The 24,088-nt window shown below is 59.0% G+C and carries 19 protein-coding genes; 10 read left to right on the top strand and 9 right to left on the bottom strand.

Features of this window, described 5'->3' with window-relative positions:
• Positions 1-32 precede the first annotated feature (32 nt).
• Genes JH25_RS26085 through JH25_RS26070 form a run of 4 tightly spaced genes read right to left on the bottom strand, consistent with a single transcriptional unit; the run spans position 33 to position 6,144 of the window.
• Positions 33-1,226 carry a hybrid sensor histidine kinase/response regulator gene (locus JH25_RS26085; RefSeq protein ID WP_032875376.1) on the bottom strand — a complete coding sequence of 398 codons (1,194 nt, stop codon included), beginning with the start codon at positions 1,224-1,226 and terminating at the stop codon, positions 33-35.
• Complete coding sequence (locus tag JH25_RS26080) at positions 1,220-1,819, bottom strand: chemotaxis protein CheB (protein WP_032875380.1); 600 nt, start codon at positions 1,817-1,819, stop codon at positions 1,220-1,222. The genes JH25_RS26085 and JH25_RS26080 overlap by 7 nt, the downstream gene beginning before the upstream one ends.
• Positions 1,816-2,646, bottom strand: a complete 831-nt coding sequence (locus tag JH25_RS26075) for a CheR family methyltransferase (RefSeq protein ID WP_171905487.1) — start codon at positions 2,644-2,646, stop codon at positions 1,816-1,818. The genes JH25_RS26080 and JH25_RS26075 overlap by 4 nt, the downstream gene beginning before the upstream one ends.
• Positions 2,647-6,144, bottom strand: coding sequence for a response regulator (locus JH25_RS26070; protein ID WP_032875383.1), 3,498 nt, complete (start codon positions 6,142-6,144; stop codon positions 2,647-2,649).
• A gap of 283 nt (positions 6,145-6,427) precedes the next feature.
• Between JH25_RS26070 and JH25_RS0126730 the strand changes: the two genes are divergently transcribed.
• From JH25_RS0126730 to JH25_RS26060, 3 genes are all read left to right on the top strand, one after another.
• Positions 6,428-10,012, top strand: a complete 3,585-nt coding sequence (locus tag JH25_RS0126730; RefSeq protein WP_164699481.1) for a hypothetical protein — start codon at positions 6,428-6,430, stop codon at positions 10,010-10,012.
• A gap of 197 nt (positions 10,013-10,209) precedes the next feature.
• Positions 10,210-10,572 carry a response regulator gene (locus JH25_RS26065; protein WP_032875386.1) on the top strand — a complete coding sequence of 121 codons (363 nt, stop codon included), beginning with the start codon at positions 10,210-10,212 and terminating at the stop codon, positions 10,570-10,572.
• Between the two features lie 121 nt (positions 10,573-10,693).
• On the top strand, positions 10,694-12,094 hold the full coding sequence (locus JH25_RS26060) for a DUF1254 domain-containing protein (RefSeq protein ID WP_032875389.1): 1,401 nt from the start codon (positions 10,694-10,696) through the stop codon (positions 12,092-12,094).
• Positions 12,095-12,113: 19 nt separating this feature from the next.
• Here JH25_RS26060 and JH25_RS26055 read toward each other — a convergent pair whose 3' ends face one another.
• Complete coding sequence (locus JH25_RS26055; RefSeq protein WP_032875392.1) at positions 12,114-12,785, bottom strand: DUF3313 domain-containing protein; 672 nt, start codon at positions 12,783-12,785, stop codon at positions 12,114-12,116.
• A 105-nt stretch (positions 12,786-12,890) separates the two neighbouring features.
• Entirely contained in the window at positions 12,891-13,385 is a 495-nt protein-coding gene (locus JH25_RS26050; protein ID WP_032875395.1) for a hypothetical protein, read from the bottom strand.
• A gap of 165 nt (positions 13,386-13,550) precedes the next feature.
• Between JH25_RS26050 and JH25_RS26045 the strand changes: the two genes are divergently transcribed.
• Positions 13,551-14,243, top strand: a complete 693-nt coding sequence (locus tag JH25_RS26045) for an aspartate/glutamate racemase family protein (protein ID WP_032875398.1) — start codon at positions 13,551-13,553, stop codon at positions 14,241-14,243.
• Here JH25_RS26045 and JH25_RS26040 read toward each other — a convergent pair.
• Positions 14,240-14,752 (bottom strand): GNAT family N-acetyltransferase, encoded by a 513-nt coding sequence (locus tag JH25_RS26040; RefSeq protein ID WP_032875400.1) that lies wholly within the window; start codon positions 14,750-14,752, stop codon positions 14,240-14,242. The genes JH25_RS26045 and JH25_RS26040 overlap by 4 nt on opposite strands.
• A 234-nt stretch (positions 14,753-14,986) precedes the next feature.
• Here JH25_RS26040 and JH25_RS26035 point away from each other — a divergent pair, with 234 nt between their 5' ends.
• From JH25_RS26035 to JH25_RS26020, 4 genes are all read left to right on the top strand, one after another.
• On the top strand, positions 14,987-15,958 hold the full coding sequence (locus JH25_RS26035; protein WP_032875402.1) for a helix-turn-helix transcriptional regulator: 972 nt from the start codon (positions 14,987-14,989) through the stop codon (positions 15,956-15,958).
• A 99-nt stretch (positions 15,959-16,057) separates the two neighbouring features.
• Positions 16,058-16,933, top strand: a complete 876-nt coding sequence (locus JH25_RS26030) for a transporter (RefSeq protein WP_032875405.1) — start codon at positions 16,058-16,060, stop codon at positions 16,931-16,933.
• A 22-nt stretch (positions 16,934-16,955) separates the two neighbouring features.
• Positions 16,956-18,110: an MFS transporter gene (locus tag JH25_RS26025; protein ID WP_032875408.1), complete on the top strand. Its 1,155-nt coding sequence runs from the start codon at positions 16,956-16,958 to the stop codon at positions 18,108-18,110.
• Positions 18,107-19,219 carry a class II histone deacetylase gene (locus JH25_RS26020; protein WP_032875411.1) on the top strand — a complete coding sequence of 371 codons (1,113 nt, stop codon included), beginning with the start codon at positions 18,107-18,109 and terminating at the stop codon, positions 19,217-19,219. Before JH25_RS26025 ends, JH25_RS26020 begins: the two co-directional genes overlap by 4 nt.
• On the opposite strand, the gene JH25_RS26015 is transcribed toward JH25_RS26020, so the two are convergent.
• Positions 19,209-20,348, bottom strand: coding sequence for a glycerate kinase (locus JH25_RS26015; RefSeq protein WP_032875415.1), 1,140 nt, complete (start codon positions 20,346-20,348; stop codon positions 19,209-19,211). The genes JH25_RS26020 and JH25_RS26015 overlap by 11 nt on opposite strands.
• Positions 20,349-20,448: 100 nt before the next feature.
• On the bottom strand, positions 20,449-21,564 hold the full coding sequence (locus tag JH25_RS26010) for a sugar diacid recognition domain-containing protein (protein ID WP_032875418.1): 1,116 nt from the start codon (positions 21,562-21,564) through the stop codon (positions 20,449-20,451).
• A gap of 160 nt (positions 21,565-21,724) precedes the next feature.
• Between JH25_RS26010 and JH25_RS26005 the strand changes: the two genes are divergently transcribed.
• Both JH25_RS26005 and JH25_RS26000 read left to right on the top strand, forming a co-directional pair.
• Entirely contained in the window at positions 21,725-23,035 is a 1,311-nt protein-coding gene (locus JH25_RS26005) for an MFS transporter (protein WP_032875421.1), read from the top strand.
• 179 nt (positions 23,036-23,214) lie between these two features.
• Positions 23,215-24,087, top strand: a complete 873-nt coding sequence (locus JH25_RS26000; RefSeq protein ID WP_032875424.1) for a hypothetical protein — start codon at positions 23,215-23,217, stop codon at positions 24,085-24,087.
• Position 24,088: the final 1 nt, after the last annotated feature.

Raw genomic sequence — 24,088 nt, forward strand, 5'->3', positions numbered from 1 at the left:
ACGCAGAGGTTGCGTTGAGCTGACGATTGATTTCACGCAGCCACCTCAAGGGGCAGGCACACCCGAAACAGGGCGCCCTCGCCTATCTGGCTCTCGACCTCAATGGTGCCGCCATGGGCGGCAACAATCTGCTCGGAAATAAACAACCCCAGGCCCAGGCCAGCGGCGGCATGGTTGGCAGAAACCCGTTCGAACTGCTGAAAAATGCGCTTCTGGTTGGCTTCACTGATACCAATGCCACGGTCGCGTACTTCCACGCGCGCCTCGCCATGCTCGGTATACACCCGCACATCCACCGGGCTTTTGGCCCCGTAGCGCAGGGCATTGGTCAGCAGGTTGGTAATCACCTGCTCGATACGAAACTCATCCCAGTTGCCTTCCACAGCCTCGTCGGCCACCAACTGCATCGACGACTCGGCAGCGGCGACCTGTGGTTCGAAGTTATGTACGAGGTTGCGCACCAGTTGCGCCAGATCAAAACGCGCCGGGCGTATGGACAGCTTGCCGGTGCGGATGCGCGACACATCGAGCATGTCTTCGATCAGGCGGATCAGGCTTTTGATCTGCCGCTCATCGCGGTCGACCATCGCATGCATCTTGTCCAGGGTAAACGCGGCTGCGTTGTCACGGGCCAGGTGCATCTTGCGCAGCTGGGTCTCCAGAATCAGCCCGTTCAGAGGCGTACGCACTTCGTGGGCGACAATCGACATGAAGTCGTCTCGCATACGCACCGCCTGCTCCAGCTCGGCCTGTGTAGCTTGCAGGCGCGTAAGCAACAGCTCCTGCTCGCGGCGGCTGCGCTCTAGTTCCTCGACTTGCAGCTTCATCGCCTTGCTCTGGCGATACAGGTCGACGAACACATTGACCTTGCTCTTGACCGCGTGGATGTCCAGCGGCTTGTGCAGGAAATCTACCGCCCCGCTTTCATAGCCCTTGAAGGCATAGTTGAGTTCGCGGCCGGCGGCGCTGACGAACACAATGGGAATGTTCTTGGTCTTTTCGGTGCCGCGCATCAGTTCGGCCAGTTCGAAACCGTTCATGCCGGGCATCTGCACGTCGAGAATCGCCATGGCGAATTCGTGTTCCAGCAACAAGGACAACGCCTCGTCGGCACTCAATGCCTTGAAGACCTGGCGATCCTCGCGCTTGATCAGCGCTTCAAGGGCCAGCAGGTTTTCCGGCAGATCGTCGACGATCAGCAGTTTGGCCTGGACAGTACTTAACATGGGAAGGGTTCCAGGGAAGCCAGCAATGAGCCGATCTGGCTCAAGGAAAGAATATGGTCAGGTGTATGCAAGGCCATGGCCGCCAGGGGCATCACGGCGATCCGTGCCTGTTTGGGGTCCTGCACGATGGTGGTGCCGCCGGATTGCTTGACGTGGGCCAGCCCCTGCGCACCGTCCTGGTTGGCGCCGGTCAACAGGATCGCCAGCAGGCGCGGCCCATACACATCGGCAGCCGAGGCAAACAGGTAGTCGATGGCCGGCCGTGAGTGGTGCACACGGTCTTCCTGGCTCAGGGACAGGCTGCGGTCATGTTCCACCGACAAGTGATAACCAGGCCCGGCAAAGTACAAGGTGCCCGCCTCGACCGCCTCTTTGTCCCGGGCTTCCTTGACCGGAATGCTCAGGCGCCGCGCAAAGACTTCTGCCAACTGGCTGCGACGCTCATCCGGCAGGTGCAGCACGGCGATGATCGGCAGGCTGAAGGTCACAGGCAGTTCACCAAAAATGCTCAGCAAGGCCTCAACGCCGCCGGCGGAAGCGCCGACAACGATAGCTTCAATCCCACGCATCGGGGGGTCATGCGCCTCGCTCATGATTTTCGGTAGATCCGTTCCTGTTTGACCAAGGGTTCGAATTGCTTGCTGTAGGCAGAAAAATCCAGGGTTTCCTTGCTGCCCAAGACGAGAAAGCCACGATGACACAGCGACTCATGAAACAATCCGAATGCGCGATCCTGCAACTTTTTATTGAAGTAAATCAATACGTTACGACATGAAATTAATTGTGTTTCTGAGAATACGCTGTCGGTCGCCAAGCTGTGGTCGGCGAAGGTCACGTTCTCGCGCAGCGTCTTGTCGAAGATCGCATAATCGTAGGCTGCGGTGTAATAGTCGGCAAATGAACGCTGCCCACCTGCCTGCTGATAATTGGCTGTGTAGGCGCGAACGTTCTCAAGGGAGAAGATGCCCTGCTTGGCTTTCTCCAGCGATGCCGGATTGATGTCCGTGGCGTAGATGATCGTGCGCTCCAGCAACCCCTCTTCGCGCAACAGGATGGCCATGGAGTATACCTCCTCGCCCGTGCTGCAGCCGGCGATCCAGATCTTGATCGACGGGTAGGTCTTGAGCAGCGGTACCACTTCCTGGCGGATGGCGAGGAAGTGCGACGGGTCGCGAAACATTTCGCTCACCGGGATCGTCAAGAATTGCAGCAACTGCATGAACGCTGCCGGGTCGTGCAGCACTCGCTCCTGCAGCGCCGAAATAGTCGCGCAGTCGAACTGGCGCAAGGCGTGGGCCACGCGCCGTTTGACCGACGCACCGGAGTAGTCACGAAAGTCGTAGCTGTACTTGAGGTAAATCGCCTCAATCAACAGGCGCAGCTCAATGTCGCTGCTTTTGTCCAAAAAACACTGCTCCACTTAAATACGTTCCATCTTCGGTAGCCATACGCGAATCAGCGAAAACAGACGGTCCAGGTCAATCGGCTTGGCCAGATAGTCGTTGGACCCGGCCGCCAGGCAGCGTTCCTGATCGTCTTTCATGGCCTTGGCCGTCACCGCAATGATCGGCAGTTTTTTCCAGCGCGGGTCCTGGCGGATCAAGGCCGTGGCCTCGTAACCGTCCATCTCGGGCATCATGACGTCCATCAATACCAGGTCGACATCCTCGACTTCGTTGAGCTTGTCGATAGCTTCGCGTCCGTTACGTCCGATAACCACTACGGCGCCCTTGTGCTCCAGGGCGCTGGTCAGGGCGAAGATATTGCGTACATCGTCGTCCACCAGCAGGATCTTGCGCCCCTCGAAGACCTTGTCGCGGCTGCGGGCAGTCTTGAGCATCTTCTGGCGGTCATGGGACAGCTGGGATTCGACTTTGTGCAGAAAGAGTGTGACTTCATCCAGCAGGCGTTCAGGTGAGCGTGCACCCTTGATAATGATCGAGCGGGAATACTTGCGCAGCTCAGCTTCTTCATCGCGGGTCAGGTTACGCCCGGTATAGACGATTACCGGCGGGAACGAGCAGATGTCTTCGGTGGCCATGCGTTTGAGCAGCTCATTGCCGAGCATATCCGGCAACTTGAGGTCGATGATCATGCAGTCGTAGATGTTGTTGCGCAGCAGGTCGAGGGCTTCCTGGGCAAAGCCTACGGCGGTGATCTCGATGTCATCGTCGCCGATCAGGCGGGCAATGCTGTCACGTTGCAGATCATCGTCCTCTACCAGGAGCACGCGCTTGACCTTCTGGGTCAGCTTGGCTTCCAGGCGGGCGAACACGTCCTTGAGCTCTTCACGAGTGGTGGGTTTGACCGCATAGCCGATGGCGCCCATGTGCATGGCAGCTTCGACGCGGTCTTCCACGGAAATCACGTGCACGGGGATGTGGCGGGTGTTGGCGTGCTCTTTGAGACGCTGCAGCACGGTCAGCCCGGAATGGTCTGGCAGGCGCATGTCCAGCAGGATCGCGTCCGGGATGTATTCCTCGGCAAGGCTGTAGCCTTCGTCGGCGCCGTGGGCGACCAGGCAGTGGTAGCCCAGCTCATGGGCCAGGTCGAACAGGATGCGCGCGAAGTTGGGTTCGTCTTCCACCACCAGGATGCAGCGGGTGCTGAAAGGGGCCTTTTCACGGTCATCGGCAAAACGTGGGATCTGCTGGGTATCAGTGACTGGCAGCGCAGAAATCTTCACCGGTGCAGGGCTTGGCGCGACCACGGCTTGGCGCGGTTGCTCGATAGGTGCTGCGTCTTCCTCACGCTCCACGTACTGCTCCGGCAATACCAGTGTGAAAATGCTGCCTTTGCCTGTTTCGCTGGTCACGCTGATGTAGCCGCCGAGCAACGCCGCCAGGTCGCGGGAAATGGACAGGCCCAGGCCGGTGCCGCCATAACGGCGATTAGTGGTGCCATCAGCCTGGCGGAAGGCTTCGAAGATGCTTTCCTGCTGGTCCAGGGCGATACCGATGCCAGAGTCGCGCACGGTAAAGGCAATGCCCTCCCCTGGCGCCCTGGAGACCGTCAGGCTGACCTCACCCTGTTCGGTGAACTTGATGGCGTTGGACAACAAGTTCTTGAGGATCTGCTCCAGACGCTGCCGGTCGGTAAACAGCAAAGTCGGTGCACCCTCCTGCACGTCCACCTCAAAGCCCAGCTTGCGATCTGCCGCCAGCGGCTCGAACATGCCCCGCAAGCCGTCGACAAGGCGTACCACACTGGAGTTCTCCGGGCGCACTTCCAGCTTGCCGGCTTCAACCTTGGAAATATCCAGAATGTCGTTGATCAGGTTGAGCAAGTCATTGCCGGCCGAATAGATCGACTCGGCAAACTTGACCTGCTCGGCGCTGAGGTTTTCCTGGGGGTTTTCTGCCAGCAACTTGGCCAGGATCAACGAGCTGTTCAGTGGGGTGCGCAGCTCGTGGGACATGTTGGCGAGGAACTCGGACTTGTATTTGCTGGAGCGTTGCAACTCATCGGCGCGATCTTCGAGCTCCAGTTGGGCCTGGTTGAGCTGGATATTCTTGCGATCCATGGCGTCGCGCTGCTCGGCCAGGGTCTGGGTCTGCGCGGCCAGTTGCTCGTTGGTCTGCTCAAGCTCGGCCTGCTGGGTTTCCAGGTGGGCCTGGGATTCCTTGAGGATACGCGACTGTTCTTCCAGCTCTTCGTTGGCGGTCTTGAGTTCTTCCTGCTGCACTTGCAGCTCTTCGTTGAGCTGTTGGGTTTCGGCCAGTACTTCCTGCAAGCGCTGGCGATAGCGGGCGGCTTCGATAGAGGTGCCGATATTGCCGGCGATCAGTTCCAGCAGTTCGACATCGCGCTCATCCAGCGCACGCAGGAAGCCCAGTTCAACCACACCGTTGACGCGGTCTTCATCGCTGGTCGGCATCACCAGCACGCTGCGGGTAGCGCCTTCGCCCAGGCCGGAGCTGACCTTGAAGTAATCCACCGGCACATCGTCCAGGCGAATCAGGCGATCCAGCTGGGCGGCCTGCCCGACGATGCCTTCGTCGCTATAGATCGACTGCTCCTGCTGCTCTTGCTCGCGGGAGAACCCATAAGTGGCCACGCGCTTGAGGCCGCCGTGCTCATCGCGCACATACAAAGCGGCAACGGCCGAGCCCATGTACTGAGCGAAGAACTGCAGGATGTTGCGCCCGAGCATGTTCAGGGTCAGCTGGCCAAGCACCTGTTCAGCCAGTTCGGTCTGGCCATTGCGTAGCCAGGCTTGCTGTTCGAGGCGTCGCGCAATCTTCTGTTGTGACGCGAGGTTCTTACTGTAACTGTCTGAAAGTGAAACTAAATTCTTTCTACCGATATAAGCAAGAAACCCACTCAGTCCCAGTACGAACACCAGGTACAGGGTGACGCTGAGCACCGTCGTGCGGGTGACCTCTTGGTTCCGGGTGATGCGGAACTGCTGCTCCATCGCCACCGCGTCTTCGTACTCCCGGCGAATCTCGTCCGTCAGGCGTTTGCCACGGCCAGCCTTGACGGCGCCACGGTAGTCACCGTTCTGGCGCTGCATATCAATCATCGACTGGGCGTAGGTGTTCCACTCGTTCTGCAAGGCTTCCAGGCGTTTGAGGCGGTCGACCTGCTGGGGGTTGTCTGCCACCAGGTCTTGCAAATTACGCAGGTCGGCAATGATTCGCGGCTTGGCCACTTCATAAGGGTCGAGAAAATGCTCGTCACCGGAGATCAGAAAACCGCGCATGCCGGTCTCCAGGTCAACTGTCAGCTTGGACGTCTCATTGAGGTTATTGATGACCCGATCGGTGTGCTCCACCCACTGGATCACCGAAAGCAGATAGGTAATCAGGCAGACGAAAAATACCGCACTGAGCACCCCCACGCCCAAGGGTAGGGCCACGTTACGGCTCAACAGAGTACGAAAGCTCTTTTCATCGACGGACGACGTGGGAGTCATGGGGATGCCTTGGCCAAATGCGGAAAAACCGGGAGTTTGCCCCAAAGTTGCGCTTGAACGCTATTTTTCTAAGGCCGAAATACACAAGAAGCATCACCCGCGAGCAAAAAATACGCCATGGCTTTGCCTGTTTTACATTCGGTTATTGACGTTATTTCTCACACAGCGGAGTAGGAAGTATCGGAACCTGCCCCATCCACCCCTCCACTCAGGAGGGCGTCTCGGGACAAGGAGGCTCCATTAGGAGGGCGCATTTCCTATCCACATTTAAGGTTTATCTATCATGTTGAATATCGAGCGACGTGCTTTGTCCTCTGTGTCAAGCGCCATTCCATTCCCTGAAGAAACACAAGCCCCCGACACCCCTCAAACTCAATCGACCCTATCGTCCCCCCCTGCGCGCACCAGCCTGATACCTTCCCGGAAAACCGGTTTGGTCGCCCAGTTGGCAGACAAAGAAAATTTGAAGTCACTGGGCCAAAAGCTCCAGCAGATTGCGGCGAAACTGGGTGAAGAGGCGCAGCCCTCAGCCGTCCTCGCCGCGCTGGGCAGCACCCCGCTGGATATTCACCCTGGATCTTCCTACGCTGAAGAAGCGGGTGGCAGTGTGACCCTGGAGACCTTCATCAAGAAGTTCCTGGGGTTGCCGTTGCCCAGTAGCCATGTCCAACTCACGGGCCTCGCGTCCACGGTGACCAGCCGCTCGCTGGAAAACCCGCTGGGCAACCTGAGCGGCGCGCTGTCCTGGCCGGTGCCCTTGAGCAAAGATGAACAACAACGCTTGCGTAACATCACCCTGAATCAAGAACATGCGCTGGGTGATAAGCCGTTATTGATGCAAACCAAAGGCGGTGTATTGGAGTTCCTGCGCTACCAGCAACCCATTACCACAGGGCCTCAGGATGATCCGGCTAAAATACTGCTGGCACTGATCCGTACCCCGCAGGCACAGTTGATGGGCAAAGACCTGCAGGAGCGAATGCAAGGCCTTGCCAGCGACAGCAGCGTGACCGACTACCTCTTGGCGGGCATCACATTGCAGTTGGACCCGGAGTCGATCACCGCTCCTCATCGCAATAAAATCGCCGGTTTCGATCTGGCCAGCAACCAGCACTGGGGTAAGCCTGCGTCCACTATCATCGATAACCTGTCCAATTGGCTGATCGATAAAGGCAAAACGTCCCCGGAAATGGCCAAGGTGGGGGCCTACCTGCTGTTGGCCGGCCGTGCGCCTGAGTACCTGATCAAGGACATCCCTTCCAGCGTGAAAGTCGGCAGTGCCCTGTGGGCCCAACTGACCATCGCCGCCGCAAAAATCGAAGCCCACACACCTGGTCGGGTTCCCGGCATGACCTATGCCGAAGTGCTGATAGCAGCAGAATCCTTACCGGCCAATACCTACGCCGTTCAAACGGCCCAGCGCGATGCCCTGATACTTTGGGGTGGGGCACGAAACCTGCTGGATCGCCATAACAGCGAACCTACACCTTCACAAATCGAACAGGTCAGGGTGGCTTACAACAACCATCTGAAATCGTTGACGGATATCTCTTCTTCCATACAGGTGCCTATTCCCAATCGCACGGAGATGGCGCTTGACTGCCTGAAAGCTGAGTTTCCCGACGTAGATCCGGCGGTTTTCGAAGCCCGAGTATTGGCCATGCGTTACACCGGAGACGGCCCTCTGCGCGGTGACCCGAGAATGCGCTCCATGCTCGATATTCTGCTGGAGGGGGAGCGTCTAGGGGAGAAATACGCATGGATCACCAACGACAAACGGCTTCCGATCACTGCATTCAATCGCTTTGCACGCACCGAAGAGTGTGACATCACCGCAAACTTCATGGACCAATATGAAAAGGCTATAACGGCACAAAAGAAAGGCCACCATGGGATGGTCAAACATCTGATTGGCGAGCTGCCATTGGAAGATCGCAAAAACTTTGAATTCGGCAAACTTGAATACTTCTATAACGATGAATACCGCAAAACAAAGAACGGCAGATTAGAGTTGGTCAAACGTGACCGTACCTTGTATGTGAAAACCACCCGAGAAGGTGTGGAAACCCTTTACCACATCAACACCAGCACCGGCAGTATCGAGAAAAAAAACGAGCTGATCTCAAATTTCCCTGGCCTGCTCCCCCTAGAAAAAACCAATAAGGCCGGGGAACAACTCCACGCGATATCAAGGCCTTATCACCCTTTCACTAACTCGCCCGCCCCTGACTCTGCAGAAAAACCTGGCAGTGATGCGATTCCCAATAGCTTCGACTCCAGCCGAACCAATGCGATTGCCAGTTTCTACCTGGAAAAAATGGACCTCGACCGCAAGGAGTTACTCAATTACGCAAAGAGCGTTACTTCCTTCGAGCATGATCGGATGGGCGATAGTCAGGTGGGTGAGTTCCTGCTCAATTTGATCCCATTTCGGCCTGCCGTTAACAACATTCGGCAAGGCAACTACGGCGAGGCGGTATCTGACCTGGCCTTCGATATCCTCGGATTCCTCACGTTTGGCGTGGGCAAAGCTGCGCAAGCCGGCAATGCCGCGCTCAAGGGCGTGCGGACCTTGAGTGCTGGCGCCAGGGCCGTGAAGACAGCAAAGCTCTTCGGTGCAATGGCAATTGATTCACTCAACGTACTCGGCGGTCTGGTCGGCGGGATAACCGGGGTTGGGACCGTGCTACATAAAATTGCGACCAAGGGGCTCGAATGCGTGAACATGCTCAAAGGCGCAACCGGTAGTTATGACCTGCTTAAAGCCGCCAGTAAACAGGAGGGCATCGTCGCAACCGGCACCTACAAGGTTACAGAGCAGACGGTCGAAGGCGGGGCTGTGTTTCGAGAGGGCAAGTGGTACGCCTACGACCCTATCACGCAGAAGCCTTATGGAGCTGCGCTGGATGATTTCACACCTGCGACCGTTGCCGCCAATGGTCAAATAAACAGTAACTTTATTGACTGGATAGCCAGGTATGCCGCGCCCAATCCATCCACCAGTCGCGAGATATTCAGAGACACATTAGAGAGCGCCCAGAGAAATGATAGCGTTGCCTACATGCGAGGCTTTAACTCGGGCCGGGTCGAAGATGTCCCAGGCTACCACCCAACGATGAAGCAATCGGAGGTTAGGGATCTGGCAGTCACGAAGACCAATGATCCTGAGGCGGTAGGCACATTGGCCAAGGAAATACAGAAACGCATGGCGCACACTAGCCTTGAACATTACAAAGCTTTTCAAAATGAGATAGTTGCCCAAGGGGGTAAAGCCTACGCAATGCCGCAAAACCTCTACCTCAGCCAAACGGACCTGGCTTCTAATGGGGAGTGCGCAGCTATCGTGAATACCATGGCGCTGGCGATTCTGCACGGTCGCAGGGACCAGTTCATCAGTAACTTCATGAAAGCAGTTGGGAATGCTGACGACCCCAACGTAAAGGCTTTTCGTAAGCAACTGAACCAAATGCATCAGGTTCTGAGTAGTCAGTATCACGGTACGCAACCTTTCAGCCAATTGCCGTACACCGACATTATCGACAATCTCAGCAAGGCAACTCCTCCGACACTCTTGGCGATCAGTACCAAAGATCATGGGCTGCTCGCAGGCGTCACCCTGAACAAAAACAACGAGAAAGAATGGTTTTTCTTCAACCCCAACTTCGGGTTGGCGACGTTTGCGGATGAGGCCTCAATGCGCCGGGGGCTGGAGGTCTCTTTGAACAGTGGATGGGCCGCCGGCACGCTTAAACCCGTCGACGTTGCCAGCGGCGTACCAGAGTTCAACGTCAGTTATTTCAACGAACAGAGCTTTGTCAACGCCGTGCCGTACAACGAGCCCTATCCGCTGATCACCGCAAATCTTTGACCTTCGTTTGAATCACTTGCGTCAATGGCATGGTTGCGCAGTGCCATTGACGTTCTTCCCTTTGTTCCCGCGACATTTGCTCGCATACCCTTCACAATGCCCCACCGCAACGGAACTTGCCGAGATCGGCGCAACTCATTAGAGAATGGTCTTTCAAGCGTTGAAGACACGCCCTTTATTTTTCAGGAATCTCCCTTATGTCCGCTGAAGCATCCACCATCCTTGTAGTCGAAGACGATGCCATCGTGCGCATGCTGATCGTCGATGTACTCGACGAGTTGGAGTTCAAGGTGCTTGAGGCCGCTGACGCCGAAGAGGCACTCTCTATGGTGCAGGACACTAGCCAGGTGATCGACCTGATGATGACCGACGTCGGCCTGCCAGACATGAATGGCAGGGAGCTGGCGACCAAGGTCCGCGAACTGCGCCCCACCCTGCCTATTCTATTTGCCAGTGGCTATGCCGAAAATATTGATGCGACGTCCGGCATGCAGGTGATCGCCAAGCCATTTTCCATCGACCAACTACGTGACAAAGTCAAATCAATGCTTCCAGCCTGACACCTACTTTAGGATCTGTCCGCGTCGGCGAAGGGATTAACGTGACGTTCAGCCAATAAAACTGGAAACTCTGCGCCTTCACCTCACGCTCTTAGACAGAACTCAGGAAGGACGCAACAACATGATTGGAAAACCGACGCGCCTGCTGTTGGCGAGCCTCTCGATATTTATGAGTACCGGCGCCTGGGCTGACTTCACCGCCAGCCCGAGTGAAGCCCGGGCAATCGCCAAGGAAGCCTACCTGTACGGTTTCCCGGTGGTGCAAATGTACAAGACGCTCTACACCCAGGCCGTTGACAAGGGCGGCGCCCACTTCAAGGCGCCGTTCAACCATATCGGTAATACCGCGCAGGTATTGACCCCCAAGGACACCGCGCTCCCTAGCCCGAACGCCGACACACCCTACTCATTCGTATGGATGGACCTGCGCAAAGAGCCTCTGGTACTGACCCTGCCCAGGATTGAAGACGAGCGCTACTACTCGGTGCAGTTGATCGACCTCTATTCCCAGAACATTGCTTATCTGGGCACCCGCAGCACCGGTAACAACGGCGGTCACTACATGATTGCCGGGCCTGACTGGAAGGGTCAGCAACCGGTGGACATCGACCGCGTGGTCTACAGCGAAAGCAACATCGCCTACGCCCTGTACCGCACGCAACTGTTTGATGACAAGGACCTGGCCAAGGTCAAGCAAATCCAGAGCGGCTACAAAGTGCAGCCCCTGAGCAGCTATGTGAAGCAGCCTGCCCCGGCCAAGGTGCCAAAGGTCGAATGGCCCAAGCCGACGGCGACCATGACCGAAGGCCCGCAACTGTTTCGCTACCTGAACTTCATGCTGGCCTTCGCCGCCCCACAGGACAGCGAAAAAGACCTGCTGGCGCGCTTTGCCAAAATCGGCATAGCGCCGGGTGCGCCGTTCAAGGTCAACCAATTGACAGCAGAACAGCGCAAGGCCCTGGAAGAAGGCATCGCCGATGGCCGGGCCGAATTTGCCGCGTTCAGAAAGGACAAACTCGACACTCATCAGGTTGCCCAGGCTGATCTGTTCGGTAGCCGCGACCGCCTGCAAAACAACTACCTGTATCGCTACGCCGGTGCCGAGCTGGGCATTTTCGGTCACTCCAGCGACGAAGCGGCTCACCTGACCTACGACGTCGACAGTGAGGGTAAGCCGGCCAACGGAGCACGCCACAGCTACACCGTGCATTTTGCCAAGGACCAGCTGCCACCGACCGATGCGTTCTGGTCGCTGACCCTGTACGACGCCAAGACAAAAATGCTGGTGCCTAACCACAAGAAACGCTATCTGATCAACTCGCGGATGTTATCGACCCTCCAGCGTGACGCCGACGGTGGCCTCACCCTGGCGCTGCAACACCACGAGCCACCGAAGGCCGAACAGAGCAATTGGCTGCCGGCCCCGCCCGGTCCGTTCTATGCGGTCCTGCGTATTTACCTGCCCAAGCCCGAGGTGGGTAACGGTCAATGGAAGCTGCCCCCGTTGACACCGCTGAAATAGCACCTGGGCTTGCCGAGGCTCAATGTTTTTTGAGCTTCACGTAGGACTGATGCAGGTCCGACGCCCAGCCATCAATGACGACTTTCACGTCGTCGGCCTTGAGCACCTGTGAGTCATTGGCCAATGGCTTGCCGGTGCCTTTGCGTACCACCTGAGCCACCACTTTGTTCGTGCCTCCGTCGAGGAACTGCGCCTCAGTGCCCAGCGTGGTCTCCTGATCGCGGATGCCCGTGCCGGTGCTGACTGCTGCGGCCACCAGCGCCACGGGGATAAACTCATAGGGCTTGAGGCTTTCGGTCTTGCTGCTCACGGCGGTAATCGCCGCACGCATCACGATCACGCCTGGGCCTGGAGCATTGGCCAGGGGCAGTGACTTGGCAAGTTCACGCCTGAGCGCCTGGTTGTAATAGTCGCTGATGCCCCGCAGGGTGCTGTCCGGAATCTTTGCGGTGGCCTGGGGTTTGGGATAGAACTGGGTAGGCTCGATGTACGCCGCGGTGTAGCGGCTCAAGTCCAACTGCGGATCGACCCAGCGCATCACCTCTGCCCCGGAGGGCGACTTGGCTTCCTTGAGCTGGCTGTAATTGGAGAGAAACCCTGAATACTCATCTGGTTGCGGCACCTTGCTGGCACAGCCTGCCATGCCGAGCGAGGCGACGCACAGTGTGCTGATCATGAGCCTTAATTTCATTGTTGAACTCCCTGGCGACCATCATCGTAAGAATGAGTTTTAGGTATAGCCAATACTTGGGCAATGCACCTGATTAAATGCAGAGCCTGTTTTCTTCTGTGCCGATCATGCGCGTTCGCGCGGGATCAGGCTCTGTAGCTGAGTGGCCAGGAAGTTGGCGTCGAAACCGAAGGTGTCCGGGTCTTTCAGGCCGTTGGTTTTCTTCCACAGCCAGTCGTGCTTATCCACCGGCAGGACCAGCGACACACTGCCGTGGCGAGCGGCGGTGAGGCCCATCACCGATACTGAAATCAAACCACCGACGCCCATCACATCCGGCACGAACTCCACGCTTTTGCCAGTGATGTGCACACTGAGTTTTTCGCTCTTGAAGGGTGAACTCTCCACCGGCACGCTCGGGCTGCTGGCGGTGTAAGCCTCACGCTGAACCTCCAGCAAACCTACGGTTTTTACCGGCTCCAGCCACTGTTCAATCTGGCCGAACAGCTCGCCAAGCTTCTGCGCCCAACGTGCTGATTGCAGGTCGAACTGCTGTTGTTTGTGTGCTTCGCTATCGGCGTAATGACGAAGCATCTCGCCCAGTTGCTGTACATCGTCCATTGCGGATTTCCTTGGGTGAGCCAGGTTGCCAAGCCTGATCATGGCAGATGCAGAGCATTACCGTATGGGTTAAAAACTGCTCCGGTGATTTTGTCGGCAACTGCGTATGACGAACCCACCGTCGATGAGTAAGGTGGTGCCCTACCCCCTTGTCCGGAGCATTGCATGCGCACCATCGGCCTTATCGGCGGCATGAGTTGGGAATCCAGCGCCGAGTATTACCGCCTCATCAACCAGCGCGTACGTGACCAGCTTGGCCCTTTGCGTAGCGCGCAGATTTTGCTGTACAGCGTGGACTTCGGCCCGGTGGAGCAGGCCCAGCACGCCGGGCGCTGGGACGATACCGCGCTGATCCTGGAGGACGCCGCGCGCCGTTTGCAGGCAGGGGGCGCCGAGTGCGTGGTGCTGTGTACCAATACCATGCACCTGGTGGCGCCGCGTATTGAGGCGGCGGTGTCGATTCCATTCCTGCATATTGCCGACGCCACGGCGGCCGCAGCCCTTGAGGCCGGAACCTTGACGGTGGGTCTGCTCGGTACCGCGTTTACTATGGAACAGGACTTCCTCAAATCCCGCCTCGCCGCCCAGGGCCTGACCGTGCTGATACCGGACGCGGAAGAGCGCAAGCAAGTGCACCGAATCATTTATCAAGAGTTGTGCGTGGGAGTCATCAGCGACGCTTCGCGCCAGGTGTATCAGCGGGTGATCCGGGCGCTCGCCGCGCGCGGCGCCCAGGCGGTCATCCTCGGCTGCACGGAAATCTGCCTGTTGATCCAGCCCGAACACAGCGCCCTGCCGCTGCTGGATACCACCGCGCTGCATGCGCAGGCTGCGGTGGCGTTTGCTCTAGCGGATTAAGCCGACTTGCGCAGGCGCGCCATGCTCAGGGTGTCGACAAACGCACCGTCACGCAGGGCGTAATCGCGCAACCGGCCCTCCACTTCGAAGCCGAACTTGCGATACAGGTGATGCGCGGCTTCGTTGTCGGCATACACCGTCAGTTCCACGCGGTGCAGGTTCATCCAGTTGTCGGCGACGTCCAGCGCGGCGGTCAACAGCCGCGAGCCGACGCCCTTGCCCTGCCAGGCAGTCGCCACGCCCATGCCGAATGAACCGACATGGCTCTGACGCACGCGCAGGTACTGTTCCAGGCCCAGTTGGCCAACCACTTCACCGCCATGTACTGCCACCAGCTGCAAGCGCCGCTCGTTATCCATCACCAAACGCTTGCGCCAGGCTTCCACCGATTGGAAAGGCATTTGCAGCACCTGACGGCAGACCGCCGGTTCGTTGTAGAGCGCGGCGACGCCCTCAAGGTGGGCCTCGGTAAAGCGCTGGATCACGATATGGGGCTCAGGTGTGTGCATTGCGTTTCATCCTTTGAAAGACCAATGGCGGACCAGTGTAGGGGCAAAGTCAGCCGCCTGACGAGCCCGGCGTTTTCCCACACATCAACCAGTGCCATCCTGCATCTGAACGATAGCAGTCCAGCCGTGCAACATCGATACTCAACCCAGGCCCTGCCCCCTGCCCCCTGACCCCAGGCCCCGGCCTTCACCCTGTGACGAGAACAACAAAAAAAGTCCCACAGAGGAATACCTATGAGTCGCCTTGATCCCAATGGCCTGTTGCAGGCCTTCAGTACCCTGGCCCTGGATCTGCAGCGCCTGGCCCAACATCAAGACATCGAACATTTCCAGCACCATGCCCTGGCACGGCTGAGCCAGTTGCTGGCATTTGACAGTGCCTGGTGGGGGCGCGCGGCGGTGATTGACGGTATGCCGGAGGAGCACAACAGCTACCTGTACCATTTACCACCACACTACCTGGCGGACTGGCAGTCGATCCGCCATCTGGACGTGACCGTCGGCCGAGTGCATGCAACACCCGGCCAGGCCGTGATCATCGACATGCGCGACCCGGCCAATGGCAGCGCCTTGAATTGGCTGGGGCAGCGCCACGGCCTGGGCCAATTGCTGTGCGTGATCCATATCGACCCGCAAACCCACCTCAGCGACCACCTGACGCTATACCGCAAACCCGGTGCGCCCAGGTTCAACACCCATGACTGCCTGCTGCTCAATAATCTGATGTTGCATCTGGTGGCGGCAGTGTCCGCGAACCAGATCCGCACGCTGGTGGCCATGCGTGAAACCCTGACCAGCCCACGCAACCTCGCCTTGGCTGTATGCGACCCTCAAGGCGTATTGCAATGCGCCGAGCGCGGCTTTATCGACATTTTGCTCAGTGAGTGGCCGCGCTGGAGCGGCCCTACCCTGCCGGTACAACTGGATGAACGCGGCCATGCCGGCAAGCACATTCACATCCAGGTTTCGGCAGTGGGCGACCAGTTGCTGCTGGCGGCGCGCCTCAACCGTGCACTGCCCCAGTTGAGCCCGCGAGAGAACGACGTGGCCCAGGGGTTTGGCGAGGGCAAGACTTATAAGCAAGTGGCCCGCGACCTTGGCCTTTCACCCAATACGGTACGTCACCATCTGCGCGCCATTTACACCAAGCTGGGGGTCAACGACAAGGCGCGTATAGCGCACTTGGTACACGCCCCACCCGACTGATCCTCGCCCTTTCAACTTAAGACTTTGCCACGCTCGTTTTCACGGTCGCGGGCAGCTGTTGCCCGTTTTTTGGCTGCCGCTTACAAGAGATGCCTTGCCATGATTCATTCACCTCTATGCAAGATCACAGTGCTGCTTGGCGGTACGCTGCTCAGCCTCGACAGCCAGGCTGCCGACCTTAACGCTCGGGACTTTTTTGGCGCACCGGCGGGCACCAGCCTGGGGGTGGTGTACCTGCCCGCCACCCGTGCCGGCGATTTCCACGGGCCCGCCGACAGCACCGGCAAGGCCGACCTCAAGGTCAACGCCCTGGCCTACCGCCAGGTGTATTTCACCGACGCCTGCGGCACGCTGTGTACACCGCAGTTCATCCTGCCATTTGCCGACATTACGGCGCGCTTGCCCGGCACTGAGCAGCGCACCCGCGAGCGCGGCCTGGGCGATCCACAAGTGGGCGGCACGCTGTTTTTCATCAACGACCCGGCATCGCGCACCTACAGCGGCCTGTTGAGCCTGATCAGCGTGCCGCTAGGTGAGTACCACAGCCAGAACCCGGATGTGTCCCCGGGTGCCAACCGTTGGGGCGCCACCTTTGTCTACAACTACACCCAGGGCATCGGCGATAACTGGGTGCTGGAAGCCAACCTCGAAGCCCAGCTTTACGCCAAGAATGACGACTATTTTGGCAGCGAACTCAAGCAAGCTCCGCTGTACCGCCTGCAAGCCTTCGCGTCCTATGACTTCAGCGCCGCCACTTACGGGGCACTGCGCCTGATCCAGGCGGATGGTGGTGCGCTGCGCATCAACAATCGCCGTATCGACGATACCCACAAACGCTACACGCAACTGGGCCTGGAACTGGGGCGTTGGCTCGACACCCAGAACCAACTGATGGTCAGCCTTTCGCAAAACGTCGCTGCCTCCAACGGCTATGCCGGGACCGAGGCATTGCTGCGTCTGGTCCATGTGTTCTGATCCCCATTCCTGGAGTTTGAAAATGCCTACTCAACCCTCTGCGGCAAAGGCACGGCTGGCAGCAATCGTGCTGTTTGCCGCCATCACCCCGACCATCCTGATGACCGCACCCGCCGTGGCCGCGCAGTTGGCCAGCGAATGGCAACTGAGCCCGGCACGCATTGGCGATTTGTTTTCCGTGGAGCTGGGCGCGATGAGCCTGGCGACCTTGCCTGCCTGGTGGTGGCTCAAGCGCGTTGACTGGCGCACCGCGGCCCTGATTGCAGCGCTGCTGTTTATCGTGGCCAATCTGTTGTCGATGCGCGCCGACACCTATGCAGCGTTACTGGCGCTGCGCTGTGCCAGCGCCCTGGCCGGCGGCTCATTGATGATCCTCTGCTTGGCCAGCGCCGCCACTACCGCCAATCCCAGCCGTGTCTACGGGCTGTGGGTGATGGGCCAATTAGTCGTCGGTGCACTCGGGCTGATCGTACTGCCGGGCTTGTTCGAGCGGTTTGGACTGAACGCCTGCTACCTGATCCTGGCAGGCTTGATGACCCTGTTGCTGCCTCTGGCCCGGGCGTTTCCCGCTGGCAATGCCACGGCACCGGCAAACCACGGCCCTTCATTGCCTGGCTCGCGCTGGAAAGCCGCGCTGGGGGTCGGCGCGGTCCTGGCCTTTTACATCAGCCTGGGCGGTGTCTGGACCTTTATCGGTGCCTTGGGCGCCAGTGTCGGGATTTCCCCGCAACACAGTGGTGAGGTACTCGCCATCGCAACCGTAATGGGCATTGCTGGCGCCGCGAGCGCGTCGCTGATTGGCGGGCGACTGCCCCGAGCAATTCTGTTGCTCGGGGGTTATGCGCTGATGGTGGCGGCTGTGCTGCTTTTGCTCGGCGAGCCAGCGCTGCTGCGTTTTGCCCTGGCGGCGCTGCTGTTCAAGTTCACCTGGACGTTCATCCTGCCGTTGGTGCTGGCCTGCCTGGCCGACCTTGATCACAGCGGCAAACTCATGAACGCCTCCAACCTGGTGATCGGCGGTGGCCTGGCCATCGGCCCGGCGATTGCCGGCCGCCTGATCGAGGCCAGCGGCGGGTTCACCCTCCTGCTGCTGGGCGCTGCCGTCATCACGTTGCTTTCCCTGGTGATGATCTTCACCAGCCGTCCCAATCACCTCACCGAACTGGAGCCGGTATGAACCGAACCACCGCATTTTTCTTCGATGAAATGAGCCTGTGGCACAGCGCAGGTGCGCACGCGCTGACATTGCCCGTAGGCGGCTGGGTACAGCCGCCGGCTGGCAGCGGTCATGCCGAATCCCCGGAGACCAAACGCCGCTTGAAAAGCTTGTTGGATGTGTCTGGATTGACGCGTCATCTGCACCTGCTTAGCGCACCGCCGGCCAGTGAAGCAGACCTGCTACGGGTGCACAGCAGCGCTTATCTGCAACGCTTCAAGGCCCTGAGCGGTGCTGGCGGCGGCGAGCTCGGCCCGCAGGCGCCGATTGGGCCGGGCAGCTACGAGATCGCGAAACTGTCTGCGGGCTTGACCATCGCCGCCGTAGACACGGTGCTCAAGGGTCAGGCGCACAATGCCTATTCCCTGTCTCGGCCGCCTGGGCATCACTGCCTGGCAGACAGCGCCATGGGCTTCTGCTTTCTCGCCAATATTGCCATTGCCATCGAAGCGGCCAAGGTCCATAACGGGCTCGGCAAAGTCGCAGTGATCGACTGGGACGTGCACCACGGTAACGGCACGCAATCAATCTTCGAGGAGCGCGCCGATGTGTTGACGGTTTCACTGCACCAGGACGCTTGCTACCCACCGGGCTACAGCGGCGAACGTGATCGTGGCCGGGGTGCCGGCCTGGGCGCCAACATCAATATCCCGCTGCCGCCGGGCAGTGGTCACGCAACCTATGCGCATACGATGGAACGCATTGTGCTGCCCGCCCTGGAGCGTTTCGAGCCAGAGTTGATCATCATCGCCTGCGGCTATGACGCCAACGCCGTCGACCCACTGGCGCGCATGTTGCTGCACAGCGAATCGTTCCGGCTGATGACCCGCAGCCTGCGCCAGGCAGCCGAGCGTTTGTGCCAGGGCCGCCTGGTGCTGGTGCATGAAGGCGGTTACAGCGAAGCCTACGTACCGTTTTGCGGGTTGGCGACCCTCGAGGAATTAAGCGGCGTGCGCACCGCGGTGCAAGACCCAATGCTGGAGTTTGTGCAATTGCAGCAACCCGGTGCGGCGCTGCAAGCGTTTCAGGAGCAGTGGGTGGAGCGGTTGGCGCAGGGGGTCAGCGATTAGCAGCAAGGCGCCACACCCGCGCAATATCCGCGGCGCGCTCGCGCAACAGGCGTGGCGCCTCGCTGCAGGCTTGTTCCAGGCTCATTGGTCCCGACGGTAGGGCAAATGCTGCATCCACACCGTGGGCATACATCTGCTCGTAACCGTCGCCCAAGGTGCCTGCGATCACAATGACCGGTACGCCGTGCTGGCTGGCGATGCGCGCAACCCCGAACGGGGTCTTGCCGCGCAGGGTCTGAGCGTCGAAGCGGCCTTCGCCGGTGATGACCAGGTCGGCGCCGCGTACGGCGTCTTCGAGGCCGACCAGTTCGGCGACCACCTCCACGCCCGGACGAAATTGCGCACCGAGGAATGCCTTGGCGGCGAAGCCCAGACCACCGGCAGCACCACTGCCGGGTTCGTCGCGCACATCCTTGGGCAGCACCTGGGCGCAGTGGTGGGCGAAATGGTCAAGGGCGGCGTCCAGTTGTGCCACCTGCTCGGGACTCGCACCTTTCTGGGGGCCGAAAATCGCTGAGGCACCGTGAGGACCGCACAGGGGGTTATTGACGTCAGCAGCGATTTCAAAACGCACCTGCGCCAAACGCGGGTCGAGCGTTTCAAGGCTAATACGCGCCAGGCGCGCCAACGCCAGCCCACCCGGGGACAGCGGCTGACTTTCTGCGTCAAAGAGTTGCACACCCAGGGCCTGCATCGCACCAGCCCCGCCATCGTTGGTAGCACTGCCGCCAATCGCCAGGATAATACGCTGCGCCCCCGCATCCAGGGCGGCGCAGATCAACTCCCCGGTGCCATATGTTGTCGTCGAACACGCGTCGCGCTGGCCGGGCGCGACCAGTTGCAAACCACTGGCCTCGGCCATCTCGATAATTGCGGTATGGCTGTCGGCCAACCAGCCCCAACGCGCCTCGACTTCGTCTCCCAGTGGGCCTCGCACGGTTTGCCGGCGCAGCTGGCCATTGCACGCGGCAAGTACCGCATCCACCGTGCCCTCACCGCCATCGGCCATCGGGCATTCGACCAACTGCGCATCCGGCCAGACCTGGGCCAACCCTTCGGCAATGGCCTGGGCCGTGCCTGCGGCACTGAGGCTGTCCTTGAACGAGTCGGGGGCGATGATGATCTTCATGATGGGCTTTCTCCGGTTTTTATAATGCCCATGCTGCCAGTTGGCCTGGGCAATGACGCCGGTCCGATGCACAAGTGCAGGTGGGGTTTGTTGGTCATTTCTACAAAGCCTGCGCCTCCAGAGGCTGAGGCAACAACTGCACGCCCAGGTATAAGGTCAGCATACCGTCGAGGGTCAGCGGGTCGACGCCGCTGAGTTCGGCAATACGCTCCATGCGGTAACGCAAGCTGTTGCGGTGGATGCCCAAGGCATCGGCACACGCCTGGCTTTGCCCGTCGTGCTCGCACCAACTGCGCAAGGTCGCCAGCAGTTGCCCATTGCTATCCTTGGCCAGCACCTTGCGCAATGGGTTGAGCAGCTCGTCCAGCGCGTCGTCGTTGCGATGACGCCAGAGCATGACCGGCAGACGATAACGGGTGAGGGTCAATAGGCGTGTTTGCGGCAGGAGATCGCGGCCATAGGCAAGTAGATCACTGACCCTGCGGTAACAGCGGCGCAGCCCTGGCAAGCCATCCGCTTGCCCGCCAACCGCAACACGCAGGATAGTCCAACCCAGGCCGTCGAGCTTTTCCAGCAAACGCGGATTATCGACCTGCACAGCGGCAGGCCGGCACCACAGCAGGGAGAACTGCGCAGGGCTGACGCACCAACTGTCGGGATAGCGGCTGGTAAGCCAGGCACTCAAGGCTTCTGCCGATTGGCCCGGGCCCAGTTCGAACAGGTATGGCGTGCGCGCCAGATGCGGTTTGAGGCCCAGTTGCCGGGCTTCGTCCACCAGGCGGGGGGAGTCGCCATTGTCGGCCAGCAGCAAGGCCAGCAAATCATCGCAACGCTGGCGTCGCCATTGCTGCTCAGCTTGCTGATGGCGGTGGCTGACCAACATTTCAGCCGTCATACGCACCAGTTCGGCATAGGTGCGCAGGCCATCGGGTTCGCCGGTAATGCCCAGCACGCCGATCAGCCGCTGATCGTGCATAAGCGGCAGGTTAATGCCCGGTTGCACGCCCTTGAGATGCTTGGCGGTCTGCCCGTCGATTTCCACCACCCGGCCATTGGCCAGGACCAACTGCGCCCCTTCGTGACGAGTATTGATACGCTCCGGCTCACCGCTGCCGAGGATCAGGCCCTGGCTGTCCATGACGTTGACGTTATACGGCAGGATTGCCATGGTGCGATCGACAATCTCCTGCGCCAAGTCATGATCCAACTCGAACATGGGGCTAATTTCCTGAAAAGACGGGTTGTTCACCGGCACAGCGCAAAGGCGGCTTCGCTGTGCGCCGGCACAAAGACAGTCGCCCATTACGTCGCCGAGACTGTTGGGGCGGTCAACGTTACCCTCGCGCCGCGAAAAATCATAATAAAGAGAGAATCCCATGCCACAGAGCGCCACTGCAGCACTGGCCAGCGATGACGATAAAAACGCCATCTACAAGCGCATCACCCTGCGCCTGATCCCCTTCATCTTTATCTGCTACCTGTTCAATTACCTCGACCGGGTAAACGTTGGCTTTGCCAAGCTGCAGATGCTCGATGCGTTGAAGTTCAGCGAAACCGTGTACGGCCTGGGCGCCGGGATTTTCTTTATCGGCTACGTGCTGTGCGGCGTGCCGAGCAACCTGGCACTCACCCGGTTCGGCCCACGGCGCTGGATCGCGTTGATGATGATCGTGTGGGGGACGCTGTCTACCTGCTTGCTGTTTGTGACCACGCCGACGCATTTCTACACCTTACGCCTGTTTACCGGTGCCGCTGAAGCCGGCTTCTTCCCCGGCGTGGTGCTGTACCTCTCGCAGTGGTTCCCGACCTTCCGCCGTGGGCGGATCATGGCGCTGTTCATGTCGGCAATCCCGGTGTCAGGCTTGCTCGGCAGCCCGTTCTCTGGGTGGATCCTCAACCACTTCGCAGCCGGCCAAGGTGGCCTGGCGGGCTGGCAGTGGATGTTCCTGCTGCAGGGCATCCCGACTGTGATCCTCGGCGCCCTCGCCTACTTTCTGCTCAGTGACAGCTTCGCCAATGCCAAGTGGCTCAAGCCCCATGAGCGCGCAGTGTTGGAAGCCGACCAGGCCACGGACCTGGCGAACAAGCCCGCAACCACCAGCGATTCGCTGGCCGAAGTCTTCAAGAACCCGGCGATCTGGGCGTTCGGCCTGATCTACTTCTGCATCCAGAGCGGCGTGTATGCGATCAACTTCTGGCTGCCTTCGATCATCAAGAACCTGGGGTTCAGCGACAACCTGGTGATTGGCTGGCTCAGCGCGATCCCCTATTTGCTGGCGGCGGTGTTCATGCTGCTGGTGGGCCGCTCCGCTGACTTGCGCAAGGAACGCCGCTGGCACTTGGTAGTGCCGATGCTGATGGGCGCCATCGGCCTGGTGATTGCGGTTAACTTCGCCACCACTCCGGCCATCGCCATCCTTGGCTTGACCATCGCCACCATGGGTGCACTTACCGGCCTGCCAATGTTCTGGCCGGTGCCCACCGCCATGCTCAGTGCCGGTGCCGCAGCGGGTGGCTTGGCGTTGATCAACTCCATGGGACAGATGGCGGGGTTTCTCAGCCCGTATATCGTCGGTTTTGTGAAAGATGCCACTGGTTCAACCGATGTGGCGTTGTACCTGCTGGCGGCGGTGATTGTGGGTGGGAGTATGTTGGCTTTGCGGATGACGCGTGCGCTCAAGGTTTAACCTCCATGGGACGGCGCAGATGCTCTTGGAAGGCGTGAGGGTGTTTGCGTCGGCACACGCTGCCTTGAATGGAATTAAAGGCTTGCTTTTTATACCTGTCACTTTTGACAGTATTCAAATTTTTGGATCGCATTTAGCCTTCACTGTGAATTCATTTCACTTCTTGAAGGGCTATCGAGATGATCAGTAAAACAGCACAGGGCACCCAAGGTAAGTTAACAGTCACAGTAGCAGGCGCGCACAACCTGACCTTCCAAGGTGACGCGGATAAAATGGATATGTACCAGGAGCCAAATGGAATATGGCATTTGGTGGCGACAAAACGTCTCTCTCCAGAGCCCAACCATTTTTATGGCATTGATATTTATCTTCCCGCTGAGCTACCGAGTGACGGGACCGAACACAGCTATAGCTTTGCCGATGGGCACGCCAGGTTGCTCTTTTCTGCGTATGAAAACTCGGGCATTTCTCCCTATTGGGCAACTGCCGGGGAGATAACAGTGTCATTCGACGGTGAACGGATGCAGGCGTCTTTCTCGGGTAAAGCGCAGTTTGGTAGCGATAAACAAATAACGCTGACAAAAGGTGATGTCGACCTGACAGGCGTGTCAATGGTTCACAGCGCCCAGTATCCGGCCAAGGGTGAACTGGACCTGACTTTCGAGGGTGGGCCGCTACCGGGTTCTTACTCGTTCAAAACCGACCTGCGGATTGATAGCTCCGACTTCGGGGGCCACCGCCCGGATCGCCGAATCTTCATGGGCGACTATTACGATGACGGCTTGCCGCGGACTCGGAATATTTTTGCCATCGTGGTCTATAACGACGCGAAGGGATTGATCCATGACCTGGCCGGCAATAATGACGTCCGCGTTCAGTTTCAACGACTCGACACTTATGGGACGGTGACAGCCCATGCTGGGGTGCTGAAACTGAACGAAGAAGTCACTGACGAGCATGGCTCGGGTGAGTTTGCCTGTTCCTTTCGAAGAAATGACGGGCCTGAGTTTACTGCCATAGGGACGTTTACACTGGACAAGGCCCGTCATTAAC

It is taken from the genome of Pseudomonas sp. BRG-100 (genome assembly GCF_000737955.1).
GTDB classification, from domain to species: Bacteria; Pseudomonadota; Gammaproteobacteria; order Pseudomonadales; family Pseudomonadaceae; genus Aquipseudomonas; species Aquipseudomonas synxantha_A.